A 14,523-nucleotide genomic window follows, 5' to 3' on the forward strand; every position below is an offset into this window, starting at 1 on the left:
GAGTATATCCTCGTCCTTTCTGCGGAGAATCACGCAAAAGGCGCTGCAGGCTCGGTAATTTCCTCCGATCCTTGCAGCGCCTATTCAGTACGTTCAACCTTCTGCTCATGCTATGCGTAACGTTCCCGCAGGACCCGAGCGGCTTCCAGCACACGTATGTCTTCATAGTCCAAAGTATAGCCTGTCTCCTCCTCCAGGACAGCAGCCGGCTTAACTTGAATCCCGCGGTTAGCTAGCACCTGAAGTATAGCCGCAGTAAATACCTCCGTTGTTGCCGGGCCGCCAAGCTCCCCCAATCCGGCAAGGGTTTCCGGTCGTACATCAGGATAGGACAGTCCTTCTTGCCCGCAGGCAGCCTCTTCATAGAAGCGGCGAATAAGCTCCCCTCGCTCCTGTCCGGACCCGGATATAACCACAAAAGCGTGTACAAAATAGGCGTGACTCTGCCGCCGCTGGGCAATTCCGCAGAATTTACGGCCGCCAATCGCCAGATCAAAGTCACCTGGGCAATAGGAGTGAGTAATCTCTCCCGCCTCAACATTAGCCGCCGCCAACGGGTGAGAGACGGCGACAGCTTCCGTTATCAAGGAAGCCAATAGTCGGAAATCATCATGAAAGTCCAGCTTGCCGCGGCTTTTCGGCAGAATCAGGGAGATGTTAATCACCCCTTCATCAAGCGGTACAGCAGCACCTCCTGAATGTCGAACGGCTGTGCGGATACCCTGTTCCTCAAGCCTTAACATAGCTACTCCTGCACAGGGAAGTTTGCTATCCCGGAGTCCCAGTGCCACTCCCCCTTGGTGACTCCAAAGGTGTATCGACGGGAGCACCAAGCCCGCCCCAACGTCACGGCACAGCGTTTCTTCAAACGCGAACGGGATCAGCATGTCACCGGATGCAGCAGGCTTATCTGTCTCCCCAACCCGTTCACTGTTATTGTGCTCTGCAGCCTTCCGATGTACATGCTCAAACAGTCCCATCTGCTGCGGAAGCTGGCTCATCTCTGTATATTTTCCTGGATTAGATCGTCCATTGATCATGAATAATGCCCACGAGTACCCACTGACTACCCTCTTCCTCGAATACTAGCCGCAAGCTCTGCCAATCCATACCGGCATATTGCGGATCAAATCCGGCGTAATGATATTCGACTACAATAGCATTTGGATAAATATTATGCGCGTTATTAATCGTATTACCCGTACCAATAGACATATTGTAACCGATTTGCGGGGCTGCTGCGAAGTCAGAGCTGTATATAAATCGATCATAATAACCGGCAAAGTTCAACAATATAGGATCGCCAGTGCCATCAAAGGAACCCCAGAGATAGGCAGTATTGTCTAAAGGCGCAGTAGTTAAGGAGCTATGACTCAGTACACGATCACTTGCTGTGTTCACATAACCGTAAGGGGAGAAACGAACTCCCTGCTGGGAACTCAAAGCTGCCAATGCGCTCCAATCTTCATTCTTAAGTGCCGCCACTGCCGCATCTGCCGTGGTTTGAATAATCAACTTAGCTGCGGATGGGATAAGCGGCATCGCTATGGAGGCTGTCCATGTTGAAGCATTCCAGGATACCGTCCCACCCATGCTTTCAGCGGAGAAGCGCAGAGGAATATAGATTCGGCCGTTCCGAAGTTCTGCAGGGACGTCAAGAGTTACGGGATTGCCGTCTTTAAAAGCTGCAGTACTACCGGCTGTCATCCGAGCCTTATGCACGCCTCGAGCAACCGTTGCGGTCAGGGTTGCCTTATTCCAAGTCACTGCTGCACCCATACCCTCTGCCACTCCTCTAAGAGGCACCATTACTCTACCCTGCTTTAGATAAGGAGTATCAGTAAGGGATAGCTTTATGCCGTTAACTTTAACTATAGGAGTCTTAACTGTGACAGAAACAGCTGCGGCACTTATTGGGGCAGATGCAGCCTGAGCCAGAACCGGATGTTCACCCGCGTATAAACCCCCACATGAGATCAGAACGCCCAAGCCCAATACCCCTGCAAACTTACTCTTAATCGTCATCCTTAACCCTCCTGTCAAAGTTGGTTTGTAATCCGTGTTTGATAATGATAACGTTGTCTTATAGTATAAGACGCAACTCTTTTTCAAAAGGTTACGCTGCAATTTGGTATATAGCCAACAAACTTTTGGAGGGATGCACATGAATGTGGAAGAACTGTCAAGAACTGGACAGGTTAGTAAGGCGGAGCAATGGGAACAGGCACTTCATTTACTTTATATCAACTTTCAGGACTATAGTAAGGCTGCGCTTAAAAAGTTTGATGAAGAAGACATTCATCAGGCACGGGTGAACAGCCGTAAGCTTCTTACTCTGTTAGCCATTCTGGATCCAAGTCACTCTTCAGGGTTATACCCATACTTCAAAAAAGCGCAAAAGCTGCTGGGTAAGGTTAGGGACGATGACGTACTCATTGATTCTTTTAAAAAAAGACGGAAACACTCCAAAGAAGCCGAGGACACAAAAAGCGCCGAGCTTCTAAAAGCTGTAATCAACTACCAGAAGGAAAAACGCAAAAAACATCGTCAAAGGCTCGCTGATGAGCTGCCTAAGCTATTAGGAAAAAAGCTGGATGAACAATGGAACACCTTCCTAACAGCGCTATTGAAACCCCTGGTAGCGAAGAGAGATGCCAATGTTGTTATGCGAGAGCTTGAGGTTGCTTTTGAACAAAAGAAACAATCATGCAGAGCTTTATTTCGGAGACCTGAAGGAGACTCAGAGGAAGCGTATGAAGCACTGCATCAATTGCGAATTGGGGCCAAAGAGCTTCGGTACACAGCCAATGCTGCTGCCTTTGCGCTGAATCAGAAATTCCATACTCATGAGCAAATTTATTCGGAGATACAAGGACAGCTCGGACAGATTAATGATAAGCGGGTATGGCTCCAGACTTTGAACCGTATTGGACGCGAGGAGTTGGATATCAGCAAAAAAACTTGGGAAGTCTTCACTGACACTCTTAAAGCAGAGGTTCTGGATGCTTTACATCAGGAGGATATAGCTAATCTCATAGGCAAGTCCAAATAATATGGAATTAATAAACAGGCAGGGGTCCTTCATAGATACCCTACCTGTTTTTTATATTTATTAAATCGCTTTCCGATCAAGCAGTTGCTTATTCAACAGGCTTTGATAGACCGACTTTGGGCGTAAGCCTACCAGCTTCTCCATGGGTTGGCCGTCCTTGTACACTATGACTGTAGGCATGCTCATCACACCTGCTTCCGCTGCCAGTTCGGGCAATTCGTCACAGTCCACCTTAACAACAGTCACCTCGTCACCATATTCCTGATGAAGCTCCTCCAACAAAGGCAGCAGCACCTTGCAGGGAGGACACCACGCCGCACCATAGTCCACTAAGACTATTCCGCCCCGCTGTAACTCTGTATGCAGCCATTCGGCACTATTCGCTTGTATTGTCAATTCGATTCCCTCCTTTGTTCTAGCATAATTGAAGCCATACGCTCCTCCAAATTATGCTTGATCTGATTCAACTCCAATAGCTGGCGTTCAATATCTGCAAGCTTGCTCTCGTATAGAGGCATCACTTCTGCGCAGAAGGCCTCTTTGTTCCTGAGCACACAGTGCAGAAATCCAGCGATTTGTTCCGTTGACAGACCCAAATTCAAATATAGCTTAATCGTTTCAACTGTCTCCACAGCAAGTGGTGAATACTCCCTATATCCGTTGGCCTGACGGACCGGTGTAATCAATCCCTGACTTTCATAATATCGCAATGACCGAACGCTAACGCCAGTCAGTGTTGCAAGCTCACCTATTTTCATGGCAGTCTCCCCGGGTTCATGAGAAATGGTCTAAACATAGTATAAACCCTGACACCAGTGTTAAGGTCAACACTTTTCCATATCATTTTCCAACTATTCAATCATTGTTCCGGAAGCCCCATAATCCTTGATGTCGATTTTCACCTCATACGTAATCGGAGTGTGGCTAAAAGTATCATCCCAATTCTCCTTCACCTTGTTCCATACGTCCGGGTGTTGGATATGCAGGATTCTTCCAAATTCAGCAGCATCTACATGGAATTCTCCTTGCATTTTAGCCACTGTTTTTTGAATCATCTCTTTCACATGCTTCTCCAGCACTCTCTCATCTTTCTTTATACGAGACTCGTCTAATGGCTCTCCGCCGGGAACGAACATCTCAATATATCTTCCTGTTGATTCTACCTTTACCTGAAAAGAGATATCGTCACCCTTTACCTTTGCCTTGATTTTACTACCTATAGTCTTAATCTCATACGTAATAAGTTTATCATCCTCTGCATCATGCATCTTAAGCACTCCACCCTTACCCCTACCCGTAAGCCAAATCAGGCCCTCCACCCCAGACTCATCGAGAAAACCGACTAGCTTTCCTGTTTCTCCTTTAATTACGCCGGCTCCAGCAAACTTGGGCTCTTTGCCTGAACTGATAACGTTCTGCACTATAAAGCTGGTCTTCCCATGTAACGGGCCAATTAATTTAGCTAAAGATAAAGGCTCCCATATCCGGGTGTTCCGATCTCGGTTGTTATAAATGCCTTTAAGCACCAATGCAGGAATTTGATTCGGTAGTGCTTGACCCAGTACCTCGCTGGCCTTTCCTTTGCTGACCAGCACCAGTACACTTAGTCGAATATCATTATCACGGGTGAAGAAATCTATAAGCTCGGCGAGATTAGTTGTACGTGCAAGCGACTCTCCGATCACAATGGTTTTCAGGTGATGTCCAACGGGGTTACGGTTCGTACGCAGTGATAGTTCCCGGATAGTCTCGAAGATAGAGTCCCCTGTATCAGACATATTGTAGTAAATTTTAGATTGGGTCCCATCTCTCTTGGAGCCAGATGATGAGCCTTCGGGAATAATAAATTGATAGGTACAGGTTATCTTATTCCGTTTCGGATATTTACCGCCCTTTTTCTCAAATTCTTTTTCCATTCCAGTTTCATCTGCAGCGTCCAGAGCAATACCTACCTGTATATTTAAATCCTCAATGGGCGAACTACTCCAGCAACCAGAAAGCAGAATACATCCTGCCAGCAGCAAAAGGATTACTCCCCTGCGTCTCATGATCCTACCCTCCTTAAACGTGCGATGAGTAACATTGGCAAAGGCAGGAGCCCAAATAATATAATGGCCCAATTCCCATTCGCCGCCCCAAGTTTAAATAACCCATTAATATTGGGTGGAAGCTGGGAAAATATATACATTAATGGCAGGAGGGCAAATAGGACATTGTGAAATTTCCTATTTATGGTTTGAGATAAGCCTAAAGCCGCACCATAAAAGCTAATGCAGAACAAGCAGAAAATTTGCATGATCCAGATCGACATCAGCAGGGACTCAAAACGTTCAAATATAAGATAATTCACCTCAAAGCTGCGTATCAAATCAAGGAATGGCCAAGTTCGAGTGGTGACCCCATCAACGGAAAAAGCACCGATTGTCAAGACAACAGCTACAACATAAAAAACTGTTGCTATAGCCGTCCCTCCAACTATAACCTTCACAGCTTTCTTTGGCTTCTCCATAAAAGCAGTAAGAAAAAGCATAGCTTCCCCTAATGTAAAGGTAACTTCTGCTGGTTTAATTCCCTTCAATACCGGCCCTATTCCCTCACCTAGGACGGGCCGTAAATTATTAAGATCAAAAACCTCCAGACTAATTAGGCAAACTCCAAAGAAAATCGTCCATGTAATCGGAACGATCAGCCTGCACAACCGGGAAACTGCATTGATTCCTCCCCTGCATAAGTAGAGGGCAATCCACATAAATGAGGCACCTATAGCCCAGGCCGGTGTTCCCTCAAGCAGAAAGAAACCCGTTACCTCCTGTACGGTTCGCACTTCAAAACTGGCAATAGATAAAAAATACGCAACGATAACTATATTTAGACATGCTCCCAGCGGCTTGCCAATAATTTTCCTGGAAAATTGGAAGAAGCTCTCACCTGGAAACCGCTGACACAACTTGACCATTATGATCCCTGTCAACATCGAAGCTATACCACCCAAGATAACAGATATCCATACATCGGGCGTCCCCGCAGCCTCCACCATTGTGCGGGGAAGCGTTAAAATACCTGCACCCACTATATAATTGACCATAACAATCGTCGCTTGACCGGCGCTTATTTTATCACGTGGCTTAGTATACATATTCTTAACCTCCATGTTGCCCTAATTTCTTAACCCTTTCTAATAGGGTTCTTTGGTTTCAGTAGGGTCGGTCTGCGTTTCATAAATTGCAGCGGCATTCTTATAAAGAAATCTTTCCAGTCACTCATACGATAAGGTACCGACATCCCTACATAAGGCACCCCAAAACTCTTCAGTTTGATTAGATGGGCGACCAGTAGAAGAAAGAATAAAATAACCCCATACAACCCGAACATAGCTGCAGAGAACATAGCTGCGAATCTTAGCAACCGCAAGGTAATACCGGCGCTATACATGGGCATAGAGAAAGAGGAAATCGCCGTTACTGCTACAACGATTACAAGGATTGGGCTGACAATCCCTGCCTCCACCGCAGCTTGGCCAATAATGAGGCCGCCGACGATTCCCATCGCTGGGCCTATAGGTTTAGGAAGCCTCAAGCCAGCCTCTCTTAATATTTCTATAGAAATTTCCATGATCAGTGCTTCAATTAATACAGGGAATGGTACTCCCTGACGGGAACTAAGAATGGAAATAATTAGTTTGGTAGGAATAAGCCCAGGGTGGAAGGACAGGAAAGAAATGTACAAAGAAGGCCCGAACAGGGATATAAATGCCGCAAAAAAGCGGAGTAAACGAAGCATTGAGCCCGGTAACCACCTGTCATAATAGTCCTCTGGAGATTGCAGTAGCATGCTGAATGTAACGGGCATTATCAACGCAAACGGTGTTCCGTCAAGAAGTATCGCGACTCTACCCTCCAGCAGTGCGGCCATTACACGGTCTGGCCTCTCGGTATTCTGAATTTGCTGGAAGGGACTGAGATAATTGTCTTCAATCAGCTGCTCCACAAAACCTGATTCCTGAACATCATCTATATCTATGGTTCGAATTCTTCGCTCTACTTCCTCAACAAGCTCCTGATTCGCAATATCCTTCATATAAGTCATAACCAATTCTTTCTGTACCCTTTTTCCTACGGTAAAAGAAATCATAGCAAGTTCTGTAGTTTTCCCATGCCTGCGCAGCATTGACGTATTGTCACTAAGTGTCTCATTGAATCCGATCCGCGGACCGCGCAATAGCGCTTCTGAGATAGGTTCCTCTCCTCCTCTTGTTCTACCGTTGGAGGTCCCTAGTACAAATACCTCCTTCATGCCATCCACCATCAGAACTGCTGCACCAAAGAGAACTTTCTGCAGTGATTTTATTAAATGATCGGTATATTCGATCTCCGAGGCTGTAATCACTTGATTTACTATAATGTCTTTCAGAGATGCTTCCTCCGGAGCGTATGTCATCCCCTCAAAGGGGCGGTCAGCATACATTAAAGGTTTCAAAATATCGTGGTCCATTCCCTCCTTGTCCGTAAGCCCTGCCAAAAAGAAGAGTGCCGCCTTAATCTTTAAAGGACCAATGTAAAATTCCCGCACATTAACATCTGACATATCCATACTTATGTCCTTAAATTGTTGAAGATCTTCCTGAAAGCGTCCAGTAAATACCTCGGCCGAGGCCTCTTCCTCTTTGCCAAATCCAGTATTTGTTTGGACATTGTCTCTATTTTCACCGGAGGATGGAGTGCTCTTCTGTACCTTTTCTCCAGGTTTCTGTGCACTTGGAACCCCGCCACCCTTACGGCCTGCTGCTTTGATTCCTCTCTGGCTCATTTGCTCTTCCTTCAGTTCAAGCCACTTTACAGCAATGGTTATAGCAACTGGGACGACGAGGATAAACAGTCCCTGGATAAGCACTGCCCAACTTGGAAAGAAGTCCATAATCGTATTCCACACTATGATTGCCTCCTTTATATAGCTCGTTGACCTATTTTTACCAAAGCGGAGCAATTCATGCATACAAAGAGGAACAGCACAAAAAAGAGCCCAACCGCAGCTTTCGCTACAGTTGAGCTCTATATTAAACCCTTATTAATTAGTCCAAAGTCTACAACTTTGCAGCTGCCCACAAGGCACCTTGGCGGATCATTTGTCGAAAAGGTGCTACGGAGAAAGAAGGCAAATGATGACCCGGCATTAAATAGACCACACGTCCTAAACCGAACTCATGGCACCAAGCCGCCTGTCTCATCTCACCGTCATGTGGATATTCTGCAAGTACCGTTGTTTTCAGATAAGGATGTTGTTCAAAATAGTACGGCTCCTCATCTATTACGAAGTCCCCAATTCCCTGCATGATCGGATGCTCTGGTTCAGTAATGGTAACCGACAAAGCAGTATACTCCGGGTGATGCGTAAATCGTGCACCCAGCATAAGGCCAAGCTCTTGATTACTCTGCAAGGAGATGCCGTTATGGATGACCAGCAGTCCACCGCCGCCTGCCACATAGGACAACAATGCGGCAACCTGTTCCTGCGGAAGCGGGTGATCCGAAAATTCGTTATAGGATATAACGAGTGGATAAGCGCTAAGAGCTTCCTCATTAAACATAGTAAGATCTTCGGTACAAGTTACCTCTATGTCATTCTCAAGGATGTTACTTAGCTCTCCGTCCACACCTGCAAAAGGATGGTATTTCACCTCTGAATAACTACCTACAGCGAGAGCTTTTATCCTAGCCATCTGATCAACGCCTTCCCTGTTATGAGTTGGATTCACTTACCAAGGCCAAGGATTTCCATCCAGATCCAGGTAAGCCGGTTCTTGACCCAGATATTTCTGGGCATCCTGAACTATCGTCATAATCTTGCTTGCTGACTCATCTGGAGGCGTGGTAGCTTCCTCATTTTTCTGGCCGTTCATGTAGCTCTGCAACCAGCCCGGATGGAATACCATAACCTGCCCGCCCAGTTCCTTAAGATGATTATGCATCAAGGAGGATTGCATATTGAGCGCACTCTTGGACATACAGTAACCATACATATTAGTGCGTTGATTCCGACTGATACTGCCCGCCTCCGAGGAGATATTCACAATAAGCTTACGGGATCCTTGCAGCAGCAGACCCATCAGTGCATTACTAACCCGCAGAGCGCCTAAGGTATTGACGTTATAAAGGCGACTTATAACCTCATAATCCAATTCCACAAGCATCGTGGCATCATCATCCTTATGGATAATACCGGCGTTGTTTACGATGAGATCCACATGGCGGGTTTTGCCGGCAATGAGACGCGCCGCCCGTTTGACACTAACATCACTGCCGATATCCAATGGAACCAGCTCCAGCTGGTCAGGGTATGTATCCTTTAATGCCGTTAACTCTTCCGACTCCTCCATGTACTGTCCAGCGAATACCGTATAATCATGTTTCAAAAGCCACTCCGAAATATAAAATCCCAGACCCCGGTCGGCACCCGTTACACAAGCGGTTTTTTTCATTTAACGTGGACACTCCTTATCTATTAAAGACATGATCGTGTGATTGCATCTTTCTCACCTTAGCACGATGTAAGCGTTTTTTCAACGCCCCTACTGCCCATCAGCATTGCTCACTGAAGCAAAGAAAGAGCATCCTGCACCAACGAGGATCATAACCGTCAATAAATAAGGATTTAACTCATTTTTCCATTATTACCGCCTTATTTTGTGCCTATTTCAGCCAAAATGAAGTTTTTCCGTTTTTTACAAATGGCTACCCAAAGAGTATGATTCGGATTAAATCCAAACTAAATGAATATACGCCGACAGCTAACCTCGTAAGCATCATAAGAGAGAACCATGATCCGCTAGCTTATACGCGAGGTTTACGATAACTGCGCCTATAAACCGCAAGCAGAGGTCCTCCTCTGTATAGCGGTTTTTTGTGCCGAAAGGAAAGTGTAGAATGACAGCCCCCTCGCTCAGTCATAGTCGAACCAACGCCCATTTGTTTGCTGAATTTGTGCAAAAGTATACCGGCAGCGTATATTCCCTGAGTTCCATATTGACAGAATCCTCAGTGAAAGCGGAGGAAGTATCCATCCACACCTTCGCGGAGCTCCACAAATCCTTTCGGCAAGACCGATTCAACCCTCAGCTCGGTCCGATCCAGGCTTACCAAATCTGTATACGGGAATGCTATGCTTTCCTGGAAAGCTGTACATCCTCATCCGAAATTATGTTATGCCCTGCCGATAAAGTGCTGTGTGCTCTCCGGTTCGGCCTGAAGCTTCCCCTTTCAGAGATAAGTGCTGTCCTTGAAGAGACTCCACCTGCACTAAAAGCAAAGCTTAGACGTGTACGCGAAAAAATGAACGGTGAAATTAAGCACTCCTATCTCAATTCAACCCATGTAATTGTTTAAATTGTTCAGGGGACATACCGGTATAACGCTTGAATTGAGCGCTGAAGTAACTTGGATGCTCGAAGCCTGCCATTTGAGCGATTTCCTGAATCCTTTTACCGGTTTCCCTGAACATAAGCGCTTTGCTCAGATTGACTCTTTCCTGATTGACGTACATCATGGGTCTGATATTCAACCTTTTTTTGAAAAGCAAACACAAATACTGCGGCGTAATCCCTGCGATATCCGCAAGTTCCTGTAATAACAGTGGTCTGTGCATGTTCGCTTCGATATATTGAAGCACCGGAGCCAGCCGATCTGTATGGCGGTCAGGGCTCTGGGAACCCGTTAATTGCCGGCTTAGATCCAGCAAAAGGGCGTAAAGCAACTTTGAAAACTCCATTTCTTGACCCGCTTGTCTCGTTTCGGCTATGGCCAACATCCCCCAGAGATTCGATAACAGTATTTCACCATTCACTTGTCTTACCCCAGAACTATGGATACCTCCAAAGGCTAAAATCCGGGCGGCTTCCCGCCCATTAAAGGATACCCAAGCTAGCTCCCACGGATCATGGAGGGGTCTATATGTATGAGGTATGCCGGGATACAAGATAAAAGCATTCCCTGCCCCAATCTTTATTCGAGTCCCCTCAACCAATAACTCCCCCTCACCGCTAATGACTTGATGATATTGAAAATCAGGAAAACCCTCGGGACGCACCATTTCCACCTGATGATCCCAATACCCTACGGAGGATACATATAGAGGGAGTTCTTCCGTCAGCTCATCTACCTTACTGAAAACCATTTTGCTTTTCATAACGACTCCGTTTCATATTGTTATAGTCACTTGAAAATACTTGCATATAATTCAGGAAATCAGGTCTATATAATATGAATATAATATAATTCAACTATACGGCAGGAGTGCATGAAATGCGAAAAAAACTTGTCTATTCACCCCCTACCAACGGGTACCCGGAATGGAATAATAATCCCGAATGTTTTCAGATCAACCGAATGGATGCCCATGCTACATGGATACCTTTTAATACAACAGAGGATGCCTTGCTTGGAGATCCACAATCCTCGCCCAACTATTTGTCTTTGAATGGGATGTGGAAATTCGCCTATGCAGAGACTCCGGATCAACGCATACGTAACTTTTTTGAAAAAAACTATGATTGCAGTTCTTGGGCTGAACTGAACGTTCCCTCTCATTGGCAGATGCATGGATATGACTACCCTCAGTATACGAATGTACGGTATCCCTGGAGTGAACGTGAGCCGGAGCTCAAACCGCCTTTTGCTCCCACCCAATATAATCCGGTTGGGTCTTATGTACGAACCTTCTCTGTACCGGAGGACTGGAGCGGGAAGCCTGTTTTCATCAGCTTTCAAGGTGTGGAGTCTGCCTTCTATGTTTGGCTCAATGGAGAGTTGGTCGGATACAGCGAGGATACCTTCACCCCTGCGGAATTTGACTTAACTCCTTATCTAATCCCGGGAGACAATAAGCTTGCCGTTGAAGTGTATCGTTGGTGTGACGCCAGTTGGCTGGAGGATCAGGATTTCTGGAGACTTAGCGGCATATTTAGAGATGTCTATCTATATACAACACCGGAAGCCCATATTTATGATTTCTTTGTTCGAACAGAACTGGATGAGCAGTACCGGCATGCTGAATTGCAGCTGGATGTGAAGCTTATGGATTATTTTGAAAGAACCGCTGAGGCAGTTATTGTGCATGCGCAGCTTTATGATCACGATCAGAACGCTATCTTTGATCAGCCGCTTTCACAGACAGTCTACTTCAATAGCGCTTCTACCCAGACGCTCCAATTCTCTTCTTCTATTATTGACCCGTTAAAATGGAGTGCGGAACATCCGAATCTATATACGTTAGTGTTGTCTTTACATCATGTGGATGGAGAGCTCATGGAAGCCGTTAGCTGCCGTGTTGGCTTTCGTACATTCGAGCTAAAGGACGGTTTAATGAAGATTAATGGAAAACGGATCGTCTTTAAGGGCGTGAACCGCCATGAATTCTCATGCGATACCGGCAGATCAATTGATGTCGATGATATGGTACGGGACATTCTACTGATGAAAGCACACAACATCAATGCCGTTCGGACTTCGCATTATCCGAATCAGACCATATGGTATGACCTTTGTGACCAATATGGGCTGTATGTAATTGATGAGACCAATCTGGAGACACATGGTTCGTGGAGCTATGGACAGACAGACTTAGGCGGAAATACGGTACCCGGCAGTAGACCTGAATGGCGCGCGAATGTACTGGATCGGTGTAATTCAATGCTCCAAAGGGACAAAAACCACCCTTCCATCGTCATCTGGTCACTCGGTAACGAGTCCTTTGGCGGTGATAACTTTGTGGCTATGCATGATTTTCTTAAGAAAGAAGACCCCTCCCGGCTTGTCCATTATGAAGGCCTCTTTCACTATCGCGAGAGCGATGTTGCCTCGGACATTGAGAGCACCATGTACATTAGTCCGGCCGATGTGGAACAGTATGCGCTTAATGATCCAAAGAAGCCTTATATTCTATGCGAGTATAGCCATGCAATGGGCAACTCCTGCGGGGGATTGCATCTATACTGGGAAGTTTTTGAGAAATATGATATTTTACAGGGTGCCTTTATCTGGGACTGGATTGATCAAGCGATTCGACTTAAGCAAGCCGACGGATCCATGCATATGGCCTACGGCGGAGACTTCGGGGAATCCCCTCATGACGGCAACTTCTGCGGAAATGGCTTGATTTTCGCTGACCGTTCAGTATCTCCTAAGCTGTATGAGGTCAAGAAATGCTACCAGAATGTTAAATTTGAGGCTGTCGATTTAGAGCGAGGCATTTATCGGGTAACCAATCAGAATCTATTTACGGATTTGGCGGAGTACGCACTGGCTTGGGAAGTAAGCTGTAACGGCAATCCTGTGCTTAAGGGTACTGTTGATCTGGCTGTCCCTGCAGGAGAATCGGCAGAAATTTCGGTTCCCGTGGTCGATGAACCTAACCTGCAATCCGAGGGCGAGCATGTCCTCACGTTTAGCCTGCAATTGAAGAAATCCACCCTTTGGGCAGACGCAGGCCATGAAGTGGCATGGGAACAATTCCTGCTGCCTACACCTCAGTTTATGGCGGGTCAGGATCAAGACTCTGTTTTGACATCAGATCGTGGTGTGATTGTGGAGGAACAAGCAGGGCGTTTAACTGTTCAGGCGGCGGATGTCTCCCTTCAATTCAGTACTTCAAGCGGTTATCTGATCTCTATGCAAAATAAAGGCAAGGAACTGCTGCTCGAACCTGTTCGTCCGAATTTCTGGCGTGCAGTTACGGATAACGATCTAGGGAACAAACACCATGAGCGTTGCGCGGTTTGGAATACAGCGGGAGCTGGCTGTACACTAGCTTCCTTTGAATCGCATAAGAATGTAGATGGCGTAACTGTTCGTGCTAAGTACACCGTACCCACCGTACCCATTTCTTCACTGATATTGGAATATAGAATCCAAGAAAATGGCTCCATTGAAGTCTTTGAAGAGCTATCACCGGGCATGGGCTTGCCGGAGATTCCTGAAATTGGCCTCATGTTTATCGTTGAAGATCGACTCGACACCGTTTCATGGTATGGCCGCGGACCGCATGAGAATTACTGGGACCGGAAGACAGGCGCCAGACTTGGATATTTTTCGGGAAGTGTCCAGGATCAGTTCGTTCCGTATATAAGGCCTCAAGAATGCGGAAACAAAACGGATGTGCGTTTTGCCAGTATCACTGGGGGTATAAACGGCTCAGGATTCCGTGTGGATGGCGATCCTGTACTGGAACTAAATGCCTTGCCTTGGACACCCGCTGAGTTGGAAGCGAATGATCACATATATAAGCTGCCAGCCAGTAATAAAACCGTTGTGCGTGTGAACTACAAGCAAATGGGTGTAGGTGGAGACAACAGCTGGGGCGCGACGACACATCCTGAATTCACTTTGCCGGCGGATCAAACTTATGGGTTTCGGTTTACGATTCGGATGGTGTAAGTAAGAAAATATCGACAAAAAAAGAGTCTCCCATTAGCCGGTTCAAGC

Annotated in this window: 13 protein-coding genes; 3 read left to right on the top strand and 10 right to left on the bottom strand. The window is 46.3% G+C overall.

Annotation, left to right across the window (positions count from 1 at the left end):
- Positions 1–110: 110 nt before the first annotated feature.
- Together PWYN_RS27960 and PWYN_RS27965 are read right to left on the bottom strand one after the other, a co-directional pair.
- Complete coding sequence (locus PWYN_RS27960; RefSeq protein WP_052087854.1) at positions 111–1,040, bottom strand: lipoate--protein ligase family protein; 930 nt, start codon at positions 1,038–1,040, stop codon at positions 111–113.
- Positions 1,021–2,025 (bottom strand): copper amine oxidase N-terminal domain-containing protein, encoded by a 1,005-nt coding sequence (locus PWYN_RS27965; protein ID WP_052087855.1) that lies wholly within the window; start codon positions 2,023–2,025, stop codon positions 1,021–1,023. The genes PWYN_RS27960 and PWYN_RS27965 overlap by 20 nt, the downstream gene beginning before the upstream one ends.
- 139 nt (positions 2,026–2,164) lie before the next feature.
- Between PWYN_RS27965 and PWYN_RS09055 the strand changes: the two genes are divergently transcribed.
- Entirely contained in the window at positions 2,165–3,052 is an 888-nt protein-coding gene (locus tag PWYN_RS09055; RefSeq protein ID WP_036650531.1) for a CHAD domain-containing protein, read from the top strand.
- 60 nt (positions 3,053–3,112) lie between these two features.
- Here PWYN_RS09055 and trxA read toward each other — a convergent pair whose 3' ends face one another.
- The 7 genes from trxA to PWYN_RS09090 form a co-directional block, all read right to left on the bottom strand.
- Positions 3,113–3,448: a thioredoxin gene (trxA, locus tag PWYN_RS09060; protein WP_157261120.1), complete on the bottom strand. Its 336-nt coding sequence runs from the start codon at positions 3,446–3,448 to the stop codon at positions 3,113–3,115.
- Complete coding sequence (locus tag PWYN_RS09065) at positions 3,445–3,810, bottom strand: MerR family transcriptional regulator (protein WP_036650533.1); 366 nt, start codon at positions 3,808–3,810, stop codon at positions 3,445–3,447. Before PWYN_RS09065 ends, trxA begins: the two co-directional genes overlap by 4 nt.
- A 93-nt stretch (positions 3,811–3,903) precedes the next feature.
- Positions 3,904–5,100, bottom strand: a complete 1,197-nt coding sequence (locus PWYN_RS09070) for a Ger(x)C family spore germination protein (RefSeq protein ID WP_036650535.1) — start codon at positions 5,098–5,100, stop codon at positions 3,904–3,906.
- Entirely contained in the window at positions 5,097–6,188 is a 1,092-nt protein-coding gene (locus PWYN_RS09075; RefSeq protein WP_036650537.1) for a GerAB/ArcD/ProY family transporter, read from the bottom strand. Before PWYN_RS09075 ends, PWYN_RS09070 begins: the two co-directional genes overlap by 4 nt.
- A 29-nt stretch (positions 6,189–6,217) precedes the next feature.
- On the bottom strand, positions 6,218–7,981 hold the full coding sequence (locus tag PWYN_RS09080) for a spore germination protein (protein ID WP_036650539.1): 1,764 nt from the start codon (positions 7,979–7,981) through the stop codon (positions 6,218–6,220).
- Between the two features lie 151 nt (positions 7,982–8,132).
- Complete coding sequence (locus tag PWYN_RS09085) at positions 8,133–8,768, bottom strand: ThuA domain-containing protein (protein ID WP_036650541.1); 636 nt, start codon at positions 8,766–8,768, stop codon at positions 8,133–8,135.
- Between the two features lie 36 nt (positions 8,769–8,804).
- On the bottom strand, positions 8,805–9,527 hold the full coding sequence (locus PWYN_RS09090; RefSeq protein WP_036650543.1) for an SDR family NAD(P)-dependent oxidoreductase: 723 nt from the start codon (positions 9,525–9,527) through the stop codon (positions 8,805–8,807).
- 445 nt (positions 9,528–9,972) lie between these two features.
- On the opposite strand from PWYN_RS09090, the gene PWYN_RS09095 reads away from it, so the two are divergent.
- On the top strand, positions 9,973–10,431 hold the full coding sequence (locus tag PWYN_RS09095; RefSeq protein ID WP_036650545.1) for a sigma-70 RNA polymerase sigma factor region 4 domain-containing protein: 459 nt from the start codon (positions 9,973–9,975) through the stop codon (positions 10,429–10,431).
- On the opposite strand, the gene PWYN_RS09100 is transcribed toward PWYN_RS09095, so the two are convergent.
- Positions 10,406–11,230 (bottom strand): AraC family transcriptional regulator, encoded by an 825-nt coding sequence (locus PWYN_RS09100; protein WP_036650546.1) that lies wholly within the window; start codon positions 11,228–11,230, stop codon positions 10,406–10,408. The genes PWYN_RS09095 and PWYN_RS09100 overlap by 26 nt on opposite strands.
- A gap of 116 nt (positions 11,231–11,346) precedes the next feature.
- On the opposite strand from PWYN_RS09100, the gene lacZ reads away from it, so the two are divergent.
- Entirely contained in the window at positions 11,347–14,475 is a 3,129-nt protein-coding gene (lacZ, locus tag PWYN_RS09105) for a beta-galactosidase, LacZ type (RefSeq protein WP_036650547.1), read from the top strand.
- Positions 14,476–14,523: the final 48 nt, after the last annotated feature.

It is taken from the genome of Paenibacillus wynnii (assembly GCF_000757885.1).
In the GTDB taxonomy this organism is placed as follows: domain Bacteria; phylum Bacillota; class Bacilli; order Paenibacillales; family Paenibacillaceae; genus Paenibacillus_AQ; species Paenibacillus_AQ wynnii.

Coding starts and splice junctions, on each gene's coding strand:
- PWYN_RS27960 (WP_052087854.1), bottom strand. CDS start 1,040: ATGATCAATGGACGATCTAATCCAGGAAAATATACAGAGATGAGCCAG.
- PWYN_RS27965 (WP_052087855.1), bottom strand. CDS start 2,025: ATGACGATTAAGAGTAAGTTTGCAGGGGTATTGGGCTTGGGCGTTCTG.
- PWYN_RS09055 (WP_036650531.1), top strand. CDS start 2,165: ATGAATGTGGAAGAACTGTCAAGAACTGGACAGGTTAGTAAGGCGGAG.
- PWYN_RS09065 (WP_036650533.1), bottom strand. CDS start 3,810: ATGAAAATAGGTGAGCTTGCAACACTGACTGGCGTTAGCGTTCGGTCA.
- PWYN_RS09070 (WP_036650535.1), bottom strand. CDS start 5,100: ATGAGACGCAGGGGAGTAATCCTTTTGCTGCTGGCAGGATGTATTCTG.
- PWYN_RS09075 (WP_036650537.1), bottom strand. CDS start 6,188: ATGTATACTAAGCCACGTGATAAAATAAGCGCCGGTCAAGCGACGATT.
- PWYN_RS09085 (WP_036650541.1), bottom strand. CDS start 8,768: ATGGCTAGGATAAAAGCTCTCGCTGTAGGTAGTTATTCAGAGGTGAAA.
- PWYN_RS09090 (WP_036650543.1), bottom strand. CDS start 9,527: ATGAAAAAAACCGCTTGTGTAACGGGTGCCGACCGGGGTCTGGGATTT.
- PWYN_RS09095 (WP_036650545.1), top strand. CDS start 9,973: ATGACAGCCCCCTCGCTCAGTCATAGTCGAACCAACGCCCATTTGTTT.
- PWYN_RS09100 (WP_036650546.1), bottom strand. CDS start 11,230: ATGAAAAGCAAAATGGTTTTCAGTAAGGTAGATGAGCTGACGGAAGAA.
- lacZ (WP_036650547.1), top strand. CDS start 11,347: ATGCGAAAAAAACTTGTCTATTCACCCCCTACCAACGGGTACCCGGAA.